Below are 15,787 nucleotides of genomic sequence, written 5' to 3' on the forward strand. Positions count from 1 at the left end.
GGCGTCTGCGTTTCCGCTTTGTTGTGTCTTTACTTTATCAGGTGTTCCGTGCCCCGCCAAACCGGCGGTTTCGGATCAACCGAACGGGGTAAAGCACCCGTTTGCCCTGCTGTGCCCTTCGCGAATCTCTCCGCTTCGAGGCAACTCCCCGATCGTACATGCCCCGAGAACCTGCTCGGACCACGCCCGGACGGATCGGAGGGACACGGATCCAACAGACACGTGGAGCCACCGAAATCCTGGGGAACGACCGGCACGTCCGCGGAGAGCCCGCGTCCGTCTCGCTCGGTCGTCCCCAACTCTACCCCCGCGGGAGAGTGTTCGTGACACGTTTCCACGAAAGTGGCGGTGTCGTGTCCTGCACCTGACCCTGAGGGGGCAACGGCCAACCGGTCACAACTTCTCGATGGGGGCGTACTTGACCAGGAAGTCCTTCTCCCCGATGTCCGCCCCGAAGTCGATCCGCGCCTTGGTCTTGTCGCCCGTGCCCTCGACCAGCTGCACCCGGCCCATGCCGAACGAGTCGTGGTTGACCAGGTCCCCCACGCTCAGGGTCGGGGCCTGCTTGGTCGGAGCCGCACCCGCGCCGCGCGACCTCGATCCGCCGCCGAAGCCCGTGCCGCCGCCGCGACCGGCGCCGAACCCGCCGGGGCTCCAGGAGGACCCGCCGATGCTGCGGCTCGGCGGTGCGGCCAGCGTCGACTCGGCCCGGCGCCACTCCACGAGCGACGACGGGATCTCGTCGAGGAACCGGGACGCCGGGTTGTAGGACGGCGTCCCCCAGGCACTGCGCACCGCGGCCCGGCTCACGTACAGCAACTGCCGCGCCCGGGTGAGCCCGACGTAGGCGAGCCGGCGCTCCTCCTCCAGCTCCTGCTTGTCCCCGAGTGTGCGCGTGTGCGGGAAGACCCCGTCCTCCATGCCGGTCAGGAACACCACCGGGAACTCCAGCCCCTTGGCCGAGTGCAGGGTCATCAGCGTCACCACTCCGCCCTCGTCGTCCGCGTCGGGGATCTGGTCGGTGTCGGCGACGAGCGAGATCCGCTCCAGGAAGTCGACGAGGGTCGGCTCCCCCGGGTCCACCGCGCCGGATCCGCCCCCGACTGGCTCCCCGCCCTCCTCCAGGGGCGCGTCCACGCCCGGGGGCTCCTCCTCCACCAGGGCCGCGAAGGTGTGCTCGAACTCCCGGGCCACGTCGACGAACTCCTCCAGGTTCTCCACCCGGCTCTCGTCCTGGATGTCCTTGGACGCGGTGAGTTCGGACAGGTACCCCGTCTTGCTCAGCACCGCCTCGACGATCTCGGCGGGGGAACCGGTCGGCACGGTCTCGGCCAGCTCGTCGAGCAGCGCCGTGAACGACCCCACCGCGCGCGCCGACCGGGTCGCGATGCCCGGGATCTCGTCGACCCGGCGCAGCGCCTGTGCGAACGAGATCCGCTCCCGTGCGGCGAACAGCTCGACCGCCTCCTCCGCACGCGCCCCGATACCGCGCTTGGGCACGTTGAGGACGCGCCGGAGGCTGACGGTGTCCTCCGGGTTGGCCAGGACCCGGAGGTAGGCGAGGATGTCCCGGATCTCCTTGCGCTCGTAGAAGCGCACGCCGCCGACGATCTTGTACGGCAGCCCCATCCGGATGAACACGTCCTCGAACACACGGGACTGCGCGTTGGTGCGGTAGAAGACCGCCACCTGCCCCGCCGTGACCGTCCCGTCGTCGGTGAGCTCGTCGATCTCGCCCACCACGAACGCGGCCTCGTCGTGTTCGTTGTCGGCCACGTAGCCGGTGATGGCGGTGCCCTCGCCGTTCTCCGACCACAGGTTCTTGGCGGGGCGGCCCTCGTTCCGGTCGATCACGGCGTTGGCCGCCGACAGGATGGTCTGCGTGGACCGGTAGTTCTGCTCCAGGAGGATGGTGCGCGCGTTCGGGAAGTCGCGCTCGAACTCCAGGATGTTGCGGATGGTCGCGCCGCGGAACGCGTAGATCGACTGGTCGGCGTCGCCGACCACGCACAGCTCGGCGGGCGGGATCGCACCCGCCGGCGCGGAGTCCTCGGCTCCGGTCTCGCGCTCCACGCCCACCAGCTCGCGGACGAACACGTACTGCGCGTGGTTGGTGTCCTGGTACTCGTCGACCAGCACGTGCCGGAAGCGGCGCCGGTAGTACTCCGCCACGTCCGGATACATCTGGAACAGGTTGACCGTGATCATGATCAGGTCGTCGAAGTCCATGGCGCCCGCCTCGTGCAGGCGGCGCTGGTAGAGCCGGTACGCCTCGGCGAGCTTCTTCTCCTGCTCGGTCTGCGCCTGCTCGGCGAACGCGTCGTAGTCGACCAACTCGTTCTTGAGGTTGGACACCTGGGCGGAGAACGACTTGGGCGGGAACCGCTTGGGGTCCAGGTCCAGCTCCTTGCAGACCAGCTGCATCAGGCGGGCGGAGTCGGCGGAGTCGTAGATCGTGAAGCTGCTCGGGTAGCCGAGCCGGTGCCCCTCGCGGCGCAGGATCCGCACGCACGCGGAGTGGAAGGTCATCGTCCACATCGTGTTGGCGGCCCGGGTGCCGAGCAGGGCCTCGATGCGCTCCCTCATCTCGGCCGCGGCCTTGTTGGTGAAGGTGATCGCGAGGATCTCTCCGGGCCGGACACCGCGGTCGGCCATCAGGTACGCGATGCGGTGTGTGAGGACACGGGTCTTGCCCGAACCGGCGCCCGCCACGATGAGGAGGGGCGCGCCGCTGTGGGTGACCGCCTCGCGCTGGGGACCGTTCAGACCTTCGAGGAGCTGCTCTTGGGAGGACACGGTTACCAGGTTACGACTCCCGTGCGACGCCGGCGCCGCTGCGTCACCGGCCGGGACACCCCTCCTCGGCGCCCGGTTCTGCCTGGTCAGCACACCCGAGGGTGCAAACGGGCCGTACGGGCGATTTAGGCTGGTGTGGTAGGGGTCCCTTCCGGGGCCAGAGACGTTTCGGGAGGAGATCCTTGACCATGCGAGTGTTCGTCGACTGCGACCCCGGCATCGATGACGCCGTCGCGCTCGCCTACCTCGCCGCGCGGCCCGAGGTGGAGATCGTCGGCGTCGGTGCGGTGTTCGGCAACAACAACGTGGACGTCACGGCGGACAACGCGCTGCGCCTGCTCGACCTGTACGGCCGCCCCGGCGTGCCCGTGGCGGTCGGCGCCGCACGGCCGCTGGTCCAGGCGCCGCGCCTGGCGGAGCACGTGCACGGCGGCAACGGTCTCGGTGACGTCGACCTGCCCGCGCCGTCCGAGAAGCCGGTCGCCGAGTCCGCCGCCGAGCTGCTGGTGCGGCTGGTGCGTGAGTCGCCCGGTGAGATCGACGTCCTGGCCGTGGGCCCGCTCACCAACCTGGCGATCGCCCTGGGTCTGGAGCCGGAGCTGCCCGGGCTCGTGCGCCGCCTGGTCGTCATGGGCGGGGCGGTCCGTGTGCCGGGAAACGTCGCGTCGCACGTCGAGGCCAACATCAACAACGACCCGGAGGCCGCCGAGGCGGTGTTCGCCGCCGGGTTCGACCTGGATCTGATCGCGCTGGACATCACCATGAAGACCGTGGCCACGCCCGAGTGGCTGGCGGAGCTCAAGGAGGTCCCGGGTGAGCGCGCCGAGCGCACCTCCGCCTTCCTCGACTTCTACGCGGATTTCTACACGGGCATCTTCGGTGTGCGCCAGTGCGCGATGCACGACCCGCTGGCCGCCGCCGTGCTGGTCGACCCGCACCTGGTGACGGAGTCCTTCGAGGCGCCGCTGCGGGTGGAGCTCTCCGGGAACCTGACCCGGGGGATGACCGTGGCCGACCTGCGTCCGCGCCCGGCCCGCGACGACCGCCGTCCGGCGCGCGTGATCACCGGGGTCGCGGAGACCGAGTTCCTGGGCCGGATGCTCGACGCCCTTCGCTGAACCGGGACGCCCCCACGGTCGACGGCCGTCGCCCCTCGGGGCGGCGGCCGTTCGCGTGCGGCCGCGGCGGGACCGGCGGCCGGAGCGCGGGCGGCTCAGACGAGCCGACGGGCCGTCGCCCACCGGCTCAGTTCGTGCCGGTTGGACAGCTGGAGCTTGCGCAGCACCGACGACACGTGCGTCTCGACCGTCTTGACCGAGATGAACAGCTCCTTGGCGACTTCCTTGTAGGCGTAGCCGCGGGCGATGTGCCGCAGGACCTCCCGCTCGCGCTGGGTGAGCCGGTCCAGCTCGGGGTCGACGGGCGGTGCGTCGGTCGCGGAGAAGGCGTCGAGCACGAAGCCCGCCAGCCTCGGTGAGAACACCGCGTCGCCGTCGGCCACCCGGACGATCGCCTGGGCCAGGTCGCGTCCCGAGATGGTCTTGGTGACGTAGCCGCGCGCGCCGCCCCGGACGACGCCGATGACGTCCTCGGCGGCGTCGGAGACCGACAGGGCCAGGAAGCGGATCTGCGGGTGCTGTGCCAGGACGCGGCGCAGGACCTCGACCCCGCCGCCGCCGGGCAGGTGCACGTCGAGGAGGACCAGGTCGGGGAGGTGCTCACCGATCACCCGCACCGCGGAGTCGACGTCCCCGGCCTCACCGACGACCTCGACGGCGTCGCCGAGCTCGCCGCGCACACCGCTGCGGAACAGCCGGTGGTCGTCCACGATCACGACGCGCGGAACCGCGTCACCGTCACTGAACCTCGTGCTCTCGTCTCCCACACCCTGGACCTTACCGAGGGTCGTCCGCCTCCCGGTACCCGAGTTGCCGGGCTGTCCGCATCCGGTCGTGTCCACAACGGGTTCCGGTACCTAGTACTGGGGGATTCTGGGCATGCGCAACTGGACCTCGGTGCCCTCGCCCGGTGCGGTGCGGATGCGCGCGGAGCCGCCGTGCCGCTCCATGCGCCCGATGATGGAGCCGCGCACGCCCATGCGGTCCTCGGGGATCCCGTCGAGGTCGAACCCGTCGCCGCGGTCGCGGACGAAGACCAGGACCTCCTCCTCGTCCACCTCCCCGAACACCGACAGGTCGTCGCACCCTGAGTACTTGGAGGCGTTGACCATGGCCTCACGCGCGGCGCGGAGCATGGCCGCCAGCGCGTCGTCGATGGGGCAGTCGCCCACGCACACCACCTCGATGGGGACGCCGTGCTCCTCCTCCACCTCGGCGGCGACGCGTTCGAGCCCCGGTGAGACGGTGGTCTCGGCGTCGGCGGGACGCTGGTAGAGCCAACTGCGCAGCGCCCGCTCCTGGACACGGGCCAGGCGCTGCACCTCGCGGGCGTCCTCGGCACGGCGCTGGATGAGGGTCAGGGTGTGCAGGACGGAGTCGTGGATGTGCGCGGCCAGCTCGGCGCGTTCGGCGTTGCGGATGCGTTCGCGTCGTTCCTGGTCGCGCTCGCGGACGAGCCCGATGATCCACGGGGCCGCCACCAGCGAGATGCCCGCGAGCAGGGTGAAGGCGAAGGTCAACCCGGCCCGGGCGTCCTGGAGCTGCTGCTGGAAGACGAGGAAGCCGATGACGCCGACGACGATGAGCAGGACGCCCGCGCCGGTGCGCATGAGCCCCTTGCCGCCGGTGTGCCGGACGGTCGTGGACATCCACTCGTCGCGCTGGGCGGGGTTGGCCTGCTGCCACAGGATGGTCGCGCCCAGGGCGCCGAACACCACGAACCACAGGAGCGGGTCGAAGACGCCGCCGAAGAGCAGGAAGAGCGTGCTCAGCCCCACGCCGAGGCCGACGTAGGCCAGGAGTTGGGACAGGTCGCGGCCCTTGCGCAGGACGGCCTCCCGACCGTCCTCGGCGGTGTCCGTCACCTCGTCCTTGGGCACGAAGAAGAACAGGGCGACGTAGACCGCCACGCCGATGCCGCCGATGGACAGGGCCATGAAGGCGAGCCGCACCACGACGGGGTCGACGCCCAGGTGCCGGGCCAGGCCGGCGGCGACTCCGCCGAGGAGCCGGCCGTCCACCGCGCGGGTGAGCCGCGGGGTGTCGACCACCTTTCCTGCCACCGCCCGATCACCGCTTCCGTCTGTGGGCGGCGCGCACGCGCACGCCGCCGCGTGGTCTCGTGAGACCAGGATGCACGGTGTGCGGAGGCGGACACCATCGGGTGGCACCCCAGGTCCGGCCCGGGTGTCGGTCAGGGTGGGTTCAGGGTCGTCCCGGATTCCACGATCCGCCGTCCCGGCGCGAGGATGGAAGCCTGAGGAGGGTGTGGTGATCGACGATGACTGACGGTCCGACGACGGGGGAGGCCCCGCCCGGGCGCGTTCGCGAGCTCCGCAAGGGCGAGGACCGCGTGCTCGCGGGGGTGTGCACGGGGCTCGGCCAGTACACGGACACCGATCCGATCGTGTGGCGCACCGCGTTCGCGCTGACCGCGTTCGCGGGTGGCACCGGCGTCCTCCTCTACGTGGCGGCGTGGATGCTCATGCGCGACGACCAGGGCGGACCGGCCACGTTCGAGCAGATGCTGGACCGGGGCATCCCGTCGCCCGCGGTGGTCAAGCTGCTGGCCCTGGGGCTGGCGGCGGCCACGGCGCTGAGCTTGGTCGGCGGGTTCGGCTGGGCCACGCTCGTCCTGGCCACACCGCTCATCCTGGGGCTCCTGGCGGCCCGCAACCGGGGGGTGGATCTGCGGAAGGGCTTCCTGGAACTGCGGGACGAGCTGCGACGCCGGCAGCCGCCCCCGACGACTCCCGCGCCGGAGCCGGTGGCCGCCTACTACAACCCCGCGCAGCCGTGGGCCTCCGCTCCGCAGGGACCGGTGGACCTCGCCGTGGTCGGTGAGCGGACGGCGGACGCCGGATCCCGCGGGACGGACGAGGACGGGGAGGCGGCGCGGAAGAAGGCGGCGGGCGCCCCGGAGGCCGGGGACGCGCCCGCGTGCGAGAGGCGCGGGGCCAGGCTGGTCGGCCTCGCCGTGTGGACGGTCCTCGTCCTGACCGTGGTCGCGTCCGTGGCCGTCCAGGGCTGGGACTCGTCGCTGTGGAGCGGCGAGACCGCCGAGCTGGTCCTCGGCCCGCGGACCGGGGTGTTCTTCCTCGCGGGCGCGCTGGCGGTCGTGGGGCTGTACGCGCTGGTCGGCACGTGGGCGGGTCGGACCGGGGGGCTGATGGCACTCGGCCTGGTCCTGGCCGTGGCGGCGGCCGCCTCGGTGTCGACCGACCTGACGCGGCTGCGCGTCGGCGAGGCCGTCTGGCGACCGGAGACGGCGGCCGAGGCGGAGGCGGGCGACTACCAGCGGACGCTCGGCGCGGTCACGCTCGACCTCACCCGGTTGGCGGACCTGGAGCCCGGCGACACGCTCGACCTGTCGGTCCGGGCGAACGGGATGACGACTCTGGTGCTGCCGCGGGACGTGCGCGTCGAGGTGGAGTCCCACGTGGGGCTCGGCGTGGTCGACGTGTCCGGTGAGGGAGAGCGGCGCGGGTTGTCACTGGACTACCGGGAGGTCTTCCCGCCCGCGGCGGCGGACGGACGTGGCGAGGAGGGGCGGGACGCGGAGGGCGGCGACGGGGCCGGGGCTCCGTCGATCACTGTGAGCACCGACGCACTGGTCGGGGTTGTGGAGGTACGGCATGGCGAGGCGTAGGACGGACTGGGGGTCGTTCGTCGCGGGCCTGCTGTTCCTGGGGCTGGCGCTGGCGTTCGTCGTCCGGGGCACGGGCGACTGGGAGTTCAACGTGGTGTGGGTTCTGCCGGTGCTGGCGGCGGGGCTCGGACTGGCGGGTGTGGCGCGCGCGCTCACCCGGTCACGCGGCGACCGCACCAACTCCTGACGCGGCTCTCCGACCCGGGCGTCACAGGGGTCGCCGTCCGGGCGCCGTCAGGGTCCTGAGGCCGGGACCGTGCCCGAGGCGACGCGGTCAGTCTTCCGGCCGGTGCTCGGCGATCGCCGCGAACTCCTCGATCCCGAGCGATTCGCCGCGCGCGGCGGGGTCGACCCCCGCCGCGCGCAGGGCGGCCTCGGCGGCGGGCGCGGACCCGGCCCACCCGGCGAGTGCGGCCCGGAGCGTCTTGCGGCGCTGCGCGAAGGCGGCGTCGACGACCCGGAAGACGTCCGCCCGGTCCGCCTTGGTGGCCGGGGGCGGACGGCGGATCAGCTCGACCAGGCCGGAGTCGACGTTGGGGGCGGGCCAGAAGACGTTGCGTCCGACGGCGCCCGCCCTCCTGGCCGCGGCGTACCAGGCGACCTTGGCGGAGGGGACGCCGTAGATCCGGCCGCCCGGGGCGGCGGTGATCCGGTCGGCGACCTCCGCCTGCACCATGACCAGGACGCGTTCGAGGCTGGGGAGCAGTTCCAGCAGGTGCAGGAGCACCGGCACGGACACGTTGTAGGGCAGGTTGGCCACGAGCGCGGTCGGCGGCGGTCCGGGGACCTCCGTGACCCGCATCGCGTCGCCCGGCACGACGCGGAGCCGGTCTGCGAGGTCGGGGGCGTGCGCGGCGACGGTGCCCGGGAGCGCCTCGGCCAGCGCCGGGTCGATCTCGATCGCCGTCACCTGGCGCACGTGCGGCAGCAGGGCGAGCGTGAGGGAACCGAGTCCCGGCCCGACCTCGACGACGACGTCGTCCCGGGTGACCCCCGCGACCCTGACGATCCGTCGGACGGTGCCGTGGTCGATGACGAAGTTCTGGCCCAGGGTCTTCGTGGGCCGGATGCCGAACCGCTCGGCGAGCGCGCGCACGTCGGCGGGCGTGAGCAGCCGGGACTGGTCGGAGGGGTCGGGTGCGGGTGTCTGTGTCACCCCCACATCTTGCCATTGCCGCGGCACCGGAACTCAGTCGAAGAGGCGGGCCCCGCAGTGCGGCCACTGGCTCTGCCAGTTGCCGTTGACGTTGGTGTACAGCTGCTGGGCCCGCTGCGTCTGCTCCGCCGCGCTGGCCTCCGAGGGCAGGCCGCTGCCGCCGACCGACTGCCAGCTGCTCTGGCTGAACTGGTAGAGGCCGTAGTAACCGGCCGGGTTGACGGCCGCGGGGTTGCCGCCCGACTCGCACTCGGCGAGCGCGGCCCAGTTGAGTCCGGCCGCCGGTCCGCCGCCGACCGTGCCCGTGTCGGGTCGCTCGGTGCCGACGCGGACGAGCCCCTCGACGGGTTCGGTGACGATCGTCTCGGACAGCTGGTGCTCGACCTCCTCGCCGTCGCGCAGGACGGTGGCGGTGACGACCTCCCTGAGGCCGTCGACGGGTTCGGTCACCACCTCGCGTTCGCCCTCGGGCAGGTCGGGGTCCTCCTCCTCGACGGTCTCGGCCTCGATGACGACCTCCTCCGTGACCGGCTCGCCGATGACCGGGAGGACGCGCACGACCATGTCGGGTTCGGCGGGCTCCTCGGGCGCGGGCGTGACGACGTCGTGTTCGCCGGGGGTCAGCCCGGCGGCGTCGAGCACGTCGGCCACGGTGTCTCCGGTGGTGCGCGTCTCGGTGCGCACGGTGTCGTACATCACGACCATGCGCGGGGCGCGCTCGGCGCTGACGGTGAGCCCGTCGACGGGCAGGGGCGTGTCGTGGGCCTCGGAGAGTTCGATGCCCTCGGGGTCCAGGCCGATCTGTTGGAGGGCCTCGCCGAGGGTGGCGGCGTGGACGCTGTGGTCGAGCGCGTGGCCGTCGAGTTCGACGGTGAGGTCGCGCGGCGAGCGGAGCACGACGTGTTCGCCGTCGGCCACGGGGGCCTCGGGGTCGGGTGCGACGACGTCGCCCGACGCGAGGGTGATCCCGGCGGAGTCCAGGACGTCCTGGACGGTCCCGCCGAAGGTGTGGACGGTGCGCTCCTCGCCGTTGACGTCCAGGACCACGCTCCGGTCCAGAGCGAAGGCGGTGCCCCCCGCGGAGGCCGCGAGGACCGCGAGGGCCGCCGCGGCCACGACCGGGAGCGGAAGACCCGCCCTGCGACGGCGCCTGCCCTGCGTCCTGCGGGAACGGTTGCTCGGGGCACGGCTCATGGTGGACTCACCCTTGATCTGAGGGAGGGGATCGCGCTGGTGGCGACGGTTTCCGGCCAGGGCGGAGCGCACGTGCGGAACAAGGGGCGTCGCGTGGTGTCGGCCCGGCGGTCGCCGACACATTAACACTCGTAGCCGAATTCCGTAGTTGATCTCGACCGAAACCTTTCCGCTTGGCCCTGGTACGGGCCGTGGCCTCCCTTGTGTCCACACGCGGCCGTGCGGACCCGTGTGGCGCCGCGACCACCGAACCGGCACAATGAACCGAACGCCGTTCTAGTCCGTTCAGGAGGCCGCCCATGGGACCCCTCAAGGGAATCCGCGTCGTCGAGTTCACCGGGATCGGTCCCGCCCCGATGACCGGGATGCTCCTCGCCGACCTGGGAGCGAGCGTCATCCGCCTGGACCGGCCCGCCGCCGCCGAGGCCATGGGCTCCGGGGCGGGCGGACCGCGCATGAGCGAGGGACGCACCGTGCTGGGCGCCGACCTCAAGTCCGACGAGGGGCGCGAACGCGCCCTCGGTCTCGTCGCCCGCGCCGACGTCCTGGTCGAGGGCTTCCGACCCGGCGTCATGGAGCGGCTCGGCCTCGGCCCCGACACGTGCCTGGAACTCAATCCGCGCCTCGTCTACGCCCGTGTGACCGGGTGGGGCCAGGACGGCCCGCTGGCGCACACGGCCGGGCACGACATGAACTACGTCTCCGTCAACGGCGCGCTGCACGCGATCGGCCGCGCGGGCGGCCCGCCCGTGCCGCCGATCAACCTGCTCGGCGACTTCGCGGGGGGCACGATGTTCGCGGTCACGGGTGTGCTCGGCGCGTTGGTCGAACGCCAGGCTTCGGGCCGGGGCCAGGTGGTGGACGCCGCGATGGTCGACGGGAGCTCGCTGCTCATGTCGATGGTGCACGAGGACCGCGCCCGCGGCTCCTGGACCGACGAGCGCGGCACCAACTACCTCGACACGGGCGCCCCCTGGTACGACGTGTACGAGTGCGCCGACGGCGGGTACCTGTCGGTCGCGTGCATCGAGCCCCAGTTCTACGCGGCCTTCCTGGAGGGCGTCGGACTGACGGACGAGAACCTGCCCCACCAGTGGGACCGCCGGGGGTGGCCGCGGTTGCGCGAGCGCTTCGCCGAGGTCCTGCGCACCCGCACCCGCGACGCGTGGGCCGCGGTCTTCGAGGGCTCCGACGCGTGCGTGATGCCGGTCCTGTCCCTGGCGGAGGCCCCCGACCACCCGCACGTGCGCGCGCGGGGAACCCTCACGCGCGACGGAGACCGCGTGGTCGCCGGTCCCGCACCCCGCTTCGGCCGCACGCCCGGCCGCGTGACCCGCGGTCGGGAGCTGCCGGACGCCGCCGAGACGCTCAAGGAGTGGGGCCTGGAGGGCTGAGGCCGACACTCCCCGCCGGGTCCCCCACCGCGACGGCGCCGGTCACTAGGGTGATCGACCGAGCGCGCGACGGGGGGCGGCCATGGCATCGATCCGGGGGGCCGCGGCCCGGCTCCCGCTCGTCCTCCTCCTGCTGGTCGCGGTCCTCGCCGGGGCCGCGCCGACCGCCTCGGCCGAGGCCCGGAGGGTGGACGGCGCCGTCCCCGCCACCCGGGACGGGGGGCCTCTGGTGCTCGTCGGAATCCCGGGCCTGCTGTGGCGGGACGTGACCCCCGAGGCCACGCCGACCCTCTGGGACCTGGCCGGACGCACCTCGATCGGCAACGTCTCCATCCGCACGGCCACCTCCCGCACGTGTCCCACCGACGGCTGGCTGTCGGTGTCGGCGGGGCAGCGCGCCCTGTCCGAACGCGAGCGCTTCACCGTGTGCGAGCCCGCGCCCAAGCCCGAGCGCGTGGGGTCGGGCGCCCGCATCCCCCGCTTCGACACCTACGTCCGGCGGAACGCGAGGTCCGTGTTCGCCGCGCCCGTGGGCATGCTCGGCCAGGCGGTGCGCGACGCGGGCGGCACCACGCTCGCGGTCGGCCCGGGCGCCGTGCTCGGCGCCGCCGACCGGTCCGGGGCCGTCGACCACTACCTGTACGAGCCGGGAGGGCTCACCCGGGAGCGGCTCCAGGAGGCGTCCCTCGCGGTGGTCGAGCTCCCGGGCCTCACCCGCCTGTACCCCGACCCGCCCAGCCCCGGCGCGGGGACCGGGGAGGAAGAGGACGACGAGGTGGAGGTGCGGACCGAGCCCGACGACGTCCCGGAGTGGGAGCGCGCGGTGGCCCTGGCGGCGATCGACGACCGCGTGCGCGCGCTCACCGCCATCCTGCCCGAGGGGGCGTCCCTCATGGTCGTCGGCGTGTCCATGGACTCCGGTCCCTCCGAGCTCACCGCGGCCATGTGGGGCCGCGTCACCGGCCGGGGCGTGTCCGGACCGGCGGACTTCCTCGCCTCGGAGTCGACCCGGCGCCCGGGGCTGGTGGCGCTCACCGACACGACGCCGACCGTCCTGGCCGAGCTCGGCGTGGACCCGCCCGCTCCGACAGGCGGCCGCCGGTGGCACACGACCGGCCGTCCGTCGGCGACCGAGGCGGCGGTCGACAAGCTGGTCTCCTTCAACACCGCGGCCACCGTCGTCGGGGCGTCGCTGCCCGGGTTCTACAGCGGCCTGGTCACGTTCCAGCTGCTCATCTACGCGGCGGCGGCCTACGCCCTGCACCGGTACTCGGACGGGCTCCCGACCAGGCGCGCCCTGGTCCTCACCGTGACCCGCATCGTGGCGCTGGCCGGGGCCGCCTTCCCGGTGGCCAGCTACCTCGCCAACCTGGTCCCCTGGTGGGCCTCGTCGCTGCCGTTCCTCGCCCTGCTCGTCTGCGTGCTCGCCGCCGACGCCCTGGTGGTCGCGGCGGCCGTGGCCGGGCCGTGGCGGCGTTCGGTCCTCGGTCCGATGACGGTGGTGGCGGGCACGACCACGGCCGTGCTCTTCCTCGACCTGTGCTTCGGCGCCCGTCTGCAGATGAACTCGCCGACCGGGTACTCGCCGATCGTCGCGGGCCGGTTCTACGGGATCGGGAACATCGCCTTCGCCACGTTCGCGACCGGAATGCTCATGGCCGTGGCCGGGATCTCGCACGAACTCATCACGCGGGACCGGCGGCGCGCGGCCGTGGCGGCCACACTCGCGATCGGCGTCGCCACGGTGCTGATCGTCGGATGGCCGGGCCTGGGCACCGACTTCGGCGGGGTGATCGCCCTGGTTCCGGGGCTGGCGGTGACGGCGATGATGATCGCGGGCGTGCGGATCACCGCGGTGCGGCTGGCCGCCGTGGGCGCGGCGGCCGTGGTGGCGATCAGCACGCTGGCCTGGCTGGACCTGCAGCGCCCGCCCGCGGAGCGCAGCCACGTCGGGGCGTTCGCCGACCAGGTGCTGAGCGGGGAGGCGGGCACGGTGCTGAGCCGCAAGCTGTCGGCGATGCTCGGCACGTTCGGCAACTGGCAGCTGACCCTGCTCGCGGCGTGTGCGCTGGTGTTCCTGTTCGCGGTGCTCAACCGCCCCACGAACTGGCGGATCGGCGCGCTCCAGCGGGCCTACGAGTACGCGCCGACACTCCGTGCGGGGCTGACCGGCTCGCTGGTGACCGCGCTGGTCGGGTTCGCCGCCAACGACTCGGGGGTGGCGATCCCGGCGATCGCGCTGACGGTGGCCGTCCCGCTGACGCTGTCGGCGTGCGTGTGGGCGCTCCAACGGGGCGACCGCACGCCGCCGGAGGCACGGGAACCCGCCGGAACCGCCCGTCGGACGTGACGGACGCCTCACCGCGTGCCTGACACCACACCGCCCCGGCACGACCTTGCGTCGCTCACATCACGAAACGGCTACGGGCCTGTGGTAAAGTCCGAGGCTGGGCGGCCCGGAGACGATCCGGCCCACGGCGGATGCGCCGGCCGACCCGCTCCATCGCTCGCGATCGAGGAGCCCGCGGCGGCGCGTGCCACGACACGGCGTCCGCCCTCATCCCGGCGGCGGGACCCGGTGTCAGTGGAACTTGAGGCCCGCCCTCGCGCGTTTGAGACACTGACGCGCTTTCTTGAGCAAGTCCGGCGAGAAAGGCGTTCCCATCCCCGGCCCCAGCACGGGGTACCAGGCAAGGAACTTGATGAACCAGCAGCTTCGCTACCGCCGTACGGCCACGGACACACTGGGCGGCACCCGCATCCTGGGTGGCGCGCGACCGAGCCCGCCCACCCGTCTGGCACGTCCCGAGTTCGCCGGAGTGGCAATGCCCGACCTGACCATCTCCTCCACGCTCAACGACGCGGGGCGCGTCCTCGCGCTGGACGGGGAGATCGACATGGCCACCGAGGAGCGGTTCCAGGACGCGGTGATCGAGGCCCTGACCACCCAGCCGTCCGGCCGCGTCGTCCTCGACTGCACGGACCTGAGGTTCATCGACTCCAGCGGGCTGCGCGTGCTCATCCGCGCGCACAAGGCGGCACTGGAGCAGCGGGTGCTGCTGGCCATCGCCTGCCCGACCGACCGCGTGCTCCAGACCCTGCGGGTGACCGCGCTGGACACCCGCGTCCCCGTCTTCGACACGGTCTCCGGGGCGCTGTCGGCGCCGCGCGCCTCCTAGCCCCTAGCTCAGCAGGAGCAGCCACACGCCCAACGCGGTCACGGCGATGTTGACCAGGGCGAAGACCACCACCCACAGGGTCCCGGGCATCCCTGTGAGCCGGGCCAGCTGGTCGGCGTCGGAGTGCGGTGAGGGCTGGCGCATCCGCTGGCTCTGGAGTTCGAAGACCGGCCGCACCCCGGCGAAGAGCAGGAACCAGGTGAACAGGTAGGCGAAGGCCGCCTGGACCGCCGCCGGGGTGAACCAGCTGACGCCGAAGACCACGGCGCCGGTGCCCACGATCGACACCACGCCGTAGACGTTGCGGATCATCAGCAGCATCGCCGCGAGCACGAGGATGCTCAGCCACAGCAGCGCCGTGATCCGGTCGGACATGAGCATGAGGATCGCCAGGAGTCCGACGAGGGACGGCGAGACGTAGCCCGCGAAGACCGTGAGGATCATCCCGATCCCGGTCGGCTTGCCGCGCGACACGGTGACGCCGGAGGTGTCGGAGTGCAGCCGGATCCCGGTGAGCTGGCGTCCGCTGAGCAGCGCCACCAGCGCGTGTCCGCCCTCGTGCGCGATGGTCACGACGTTGCGCGCCACCCGCCACGGAGGACCGAGCAGGACCGCGGCCAGGGCCAGGACCGCGGCGGCGATGATGATCCACTGCTCGGGCGCCGGCTGGACGGTCAGCACCTCGCTCCAGACGTCACCGAAGGTTGTTCCCACCGAAGCTCCCGACTCGTCGACCGACGCGCCGCCCCCAGGGGAGGGGCGGGCCCTGGCCGCACTTTAGGGCATGCGGGCGTGTCGCGGTCGCGGGGCGCAGGTGGGGCGGGGTCCGGAGCCAATCGCCGAGAACGGCGTCGATGAACTGGCCAAACCGGGAGCGCCGACCTAGAGTCACAACCGGAAGTAGTGAAGCAGATACTCAAAGTAAGGATCCGCTCGTGAAACGTACCGCTGCGCTCGTGTTCGTGACCATGGCGGCCGGTGCCGCCCTCGGCATGGCCGCCACGCCCGCCGCCGCTCACGACCACTTCGACGGCTACCGCGGCTACCACGACTTCGACTTCGACCGCAAGGGGAAGTACTTCGACGACCACCGCGGTGACCACGGCCAGCACCGCGACCACGGCGACCACCACTGGTGGAACGGCTACTTCGACTGACGGACGCGCCGCCGGCACGGACGCGGCCCCCCCCCCCCCCCCGGGGGGGGGGGGGGGCGCGGGCGCCGGGGCAAACCCCCGCCGCCGGCGACCAGGGGCCCCCCAGGGGGCGGACGCAGGGCGGACCCTTGCAAGCGGGGCCCC

General features: G+C 72.7%; 13 protein-coding genes. 7 read left to right on the forward strand and 6 right to left on the reverse strand.

The window, feature by feature from the left end; all coding sequences use genetic code 11:
* Positions 1–393: 393 nt before the first annotated feature.
* Positions 394–2,796 (reverse strand): UvrD-helicase domain-containing protein, encoded by a 2,403-nt coding sequence (locus ACIBFB_RS17240; RefSeq protein ID WP_397231163.1) that lies wholly within the window; start codon positions 2,794–2,796, stop codon positions 394–396.
* 188 nt (positions 2,797–2,984) lie between these two features.
* Between ACIBFB_RS17240 and ACIBFB_RS17245 the strand changes: the two genes are divergently transcribed.
* Positions 2,985–3,914 carry a nucleoside hydrolase gene (locus tag ACIBFB_RS17245; protein WP_397231628.1) on the forward strand — a complete coding sequence of 310 codons (930 nt, stop codon included), beginning with the start codon at positions 2,985–2,987 and terminating at the stop codon, positions 3,912–3,914.
* Between the two features lie 95 nt (positions 3,915–4,009).
* Here the strand turns inward: ACIBFB_RS17245 and ACIBFB_RS17250 are convergent, their stop codons facing one another.
* Both ACIBFB_RS17250 and ACIBFB_RS17255 read right to left on the reverse strand, forming a co-directional pair.
* Positions 4,010–4,681: a response regulator gene (locus ACIBFB_RS17250; protein ID WP_397231165.1), complete on the reverse strand. Its 672-nt coding sequence runs from the start codon at positions 4,679–4,681 to the stop codon at positions 4,010–4,012.
* Between the two features lie 90 nt (positions 4,682–4,771).
* Positions 4,772–5,965 carry a PspC domain-containing protein gene (locus ACIBFB_RS17255; protein WP_397231167.1) on the reverse strand — a complete coding sequence of 398 codons (1,194 nt, stop codon included), beginning with the start codon at positions 5,963–5,965 and terminating at the stop codon, positions 4,772–4,774.
* A gap of 230 nt (positions 5,966–6,195) precedes the next feature.
* On the opposite strand from ACIBFB_RS17255, the gene ACIBFB_RS17260 reads away from it, so the two are divergent.
* Positions 6,196–7,563, forward strand: coding sequence for a PspC domain-containing protein (locus ACIBFB_RS17260; RefSeq protein WP_397231169.1), 1,368 nt, complete (start codon positions 6,196–6,198; stop codon positions 7,561–7,563).
* On the forward strand, positions 7,550–7,750 hold the full coding sequence (locus tag ACIBFB_RS17265) for a hypothetical protein (RefSeq protein ID WP_397231171.1): 201 nt from the start codon (positions 7,550–7,552) through the stop codon (positions 7,748–7,750). Before ACIBFB_RS17260 ends, ACIBFB_RS17265 begins: the two co-directional genes overlap by 14 nt.
* A gap of 87 nt (positions 7,751–7,837) precedes the next feature.
* Here ACIBFB_RS17265 and rsmA read toward each other — a convergent pair whose 3' ends face one another.
* Entirely contained in the window at positions 7,838–8,725 is an 888-nt protein-coding gene (rsmA, locus tag ACIBFB_RS17270) for a 16S rRNA (adenine(1518)-N(6)/adenine(1519)-N(6))-dimethyltransferase RsmA (protein WP_397231173.1), read from the reverse strand.
* Positions 8,726–8,752: 27 nt separating this feature from the next.
* The gene (locus ACIBFB_RS17275) at positions 8,753–9,913 is read right to left on the reverse strand and encodes a ubiquitin-like domain-containing protein (protein WP_397231175.1); all 1,161 of its coding nucleotides are present in this window, start codon (positions 9,911–9,913) and stop codon (positions 8,753–8,755) included.
* Positions 9,914–10,212: 299 nt separating this feature from the next.
* Between ACIBFB_RS17275 and ACIBFB_RS17280 the strand changes: the two genes are divergently transcribed.
* The 3 genes from ACIBFB_RS17280 (at position 10,213) to ACIBFB_RS17290 (ending at position 14,486) form a co-directional block, all read left to right on the forward strand.
* The gene (locus ACIBFB_RS17280; RefSeq protein ID WP_397231177.1) at positions 10,213–11,307 is read left to right on the forward strand and encodes a CaiB/BaiF CoA transferase family protein; all 1,095 of its coding nucleotides are present in this window, start codon (positions 10,213–10,215) and stop codon (positions 11,305–11,307) included.
* 82 nt (positions 11,308–11,389) lie between these two features.
* The gene (locus ACIBFB_RS17285) at positions 11,390–13,657 is read left to right on the forward strand and encodes a hypothetical protein (protein WP_397231179.1); all 2,268 of its coding nucleotides are present in this window, start codon (positions 11,390–11,392) and stop codon (positions 13,655–13,657) included.
* Between the two features lie 475 nt (positions 13,658–14,132).
* On the forward strand, positions 14,133–14,486 hold the full coding sequence (locus ACIBFB_RS17290) for an STAS domain-containing protein (RefSeq protein ID WP_397231630.1): 354 nt from the start codon (positions 14,133–14,135) through the stop codon (positions 14,484–14,486).
* A gap of 3 nt (positions 14,487–14,489) precedes the next feature.
* Here ACIBFB_RS17290 and ACIBFB_RS17295 read toward each other — a convergent pair whose 3' ends face one another.
* The gene (locus ACIBFB_RS17295) at positions 14,490–15,200 is read right to left on the reverse strand and encodes a M50 family metallopeptidase (protein ID WP_397231181.1); all 711 of its coding nucleotides are present in this window, start codon (positions 15,198–15,200) and stop codon (positions 14,490–14,492) included.
* A 221-nt stretch (positions 15,201–15,421) separates the two neighbouring features.
* Here ACIBFB_RS17295 and ACIBFB_RS17300 point away from each other — a divergent pair, with 221 nt between their 5' ends.
* On the forward strand, positions 15,422–15,643 hold the full coding sequence (locus ACIBFB_RS17300) for a hypothetical protein (protein ID WP_397231183.1): 222 nt from the start codon (positions 15,422–15,424) through the stop codon (positions 15,641–15,643).
* Positions 15,644–15,787: the final 144 nt, after the last annotated feature.

This window comes from Nocardiopsis sp. NPDC050513 (genome assembly GCF_044457925.1).
In the GTDB taxonomy this organism is placed as follows: domain Bacteria; phylum Actinomycetota; class Actinomycetes; order Streptosporangiales; family Streptosporangiaceae; genus Nocardiopsis.

Excerpts from the sequence above, each read along its gene's own strand:
- ACIBFB_RS17245 (WP_397231628.1), top strand. The coding sequence starts at position 2,985 with ATGCGAGTGTTCGTCGACTGCGACCCCGGCATCGATGACGCCGTCGCG.
- ACIBFB_RS17280 (WP_397231177.1), top strand. The coding sequence starts at position 10,213 with ATGGGACCCCTCAAGGGAATCCGCGTCGTCGAGTTCACCGGGATCGGT.
- ACIBFB_RS17260 (WP_397231169.1), top strand. The coding sequence starts at position 6,196 with ATGACTGACGGTCCGACGACGGGGGAGGCCCCGCCCGGGCGCGTTCGC.
- ACIBFB_RS17285 (WP_397231179.1), top strand. The coding sequence starts at position 11,390 with ATGGCATCGATCCGGGGGGCCGCGGCCCGGCTCCCGCTCGTCCTCCTC.
- ACIBFB_RS17290 (WP_397231630.1), top strand. The coding sequence starts at position 14,133 with ATGCCCGACCTGACCATCTCCTCCACGCTCAACGACGCGGGGCGCGTC.
- ACIBFB_RS17265 (WP_397231171.1), top strand. The coding sequence starts at position 7,550 with ATGGCGAGGCGTAGGACGGACTGGGGGTCGTTCGTCGCGGGCCTGCTG.
- ACIBFB_RS17275 (WP_397231175.1), bottom strand. The coding sequence starts at position 9,913 with ATGAGCCGTGCCCCGAGCAACCGTTCCCGCAGGACGCAGGGCAGGCGC.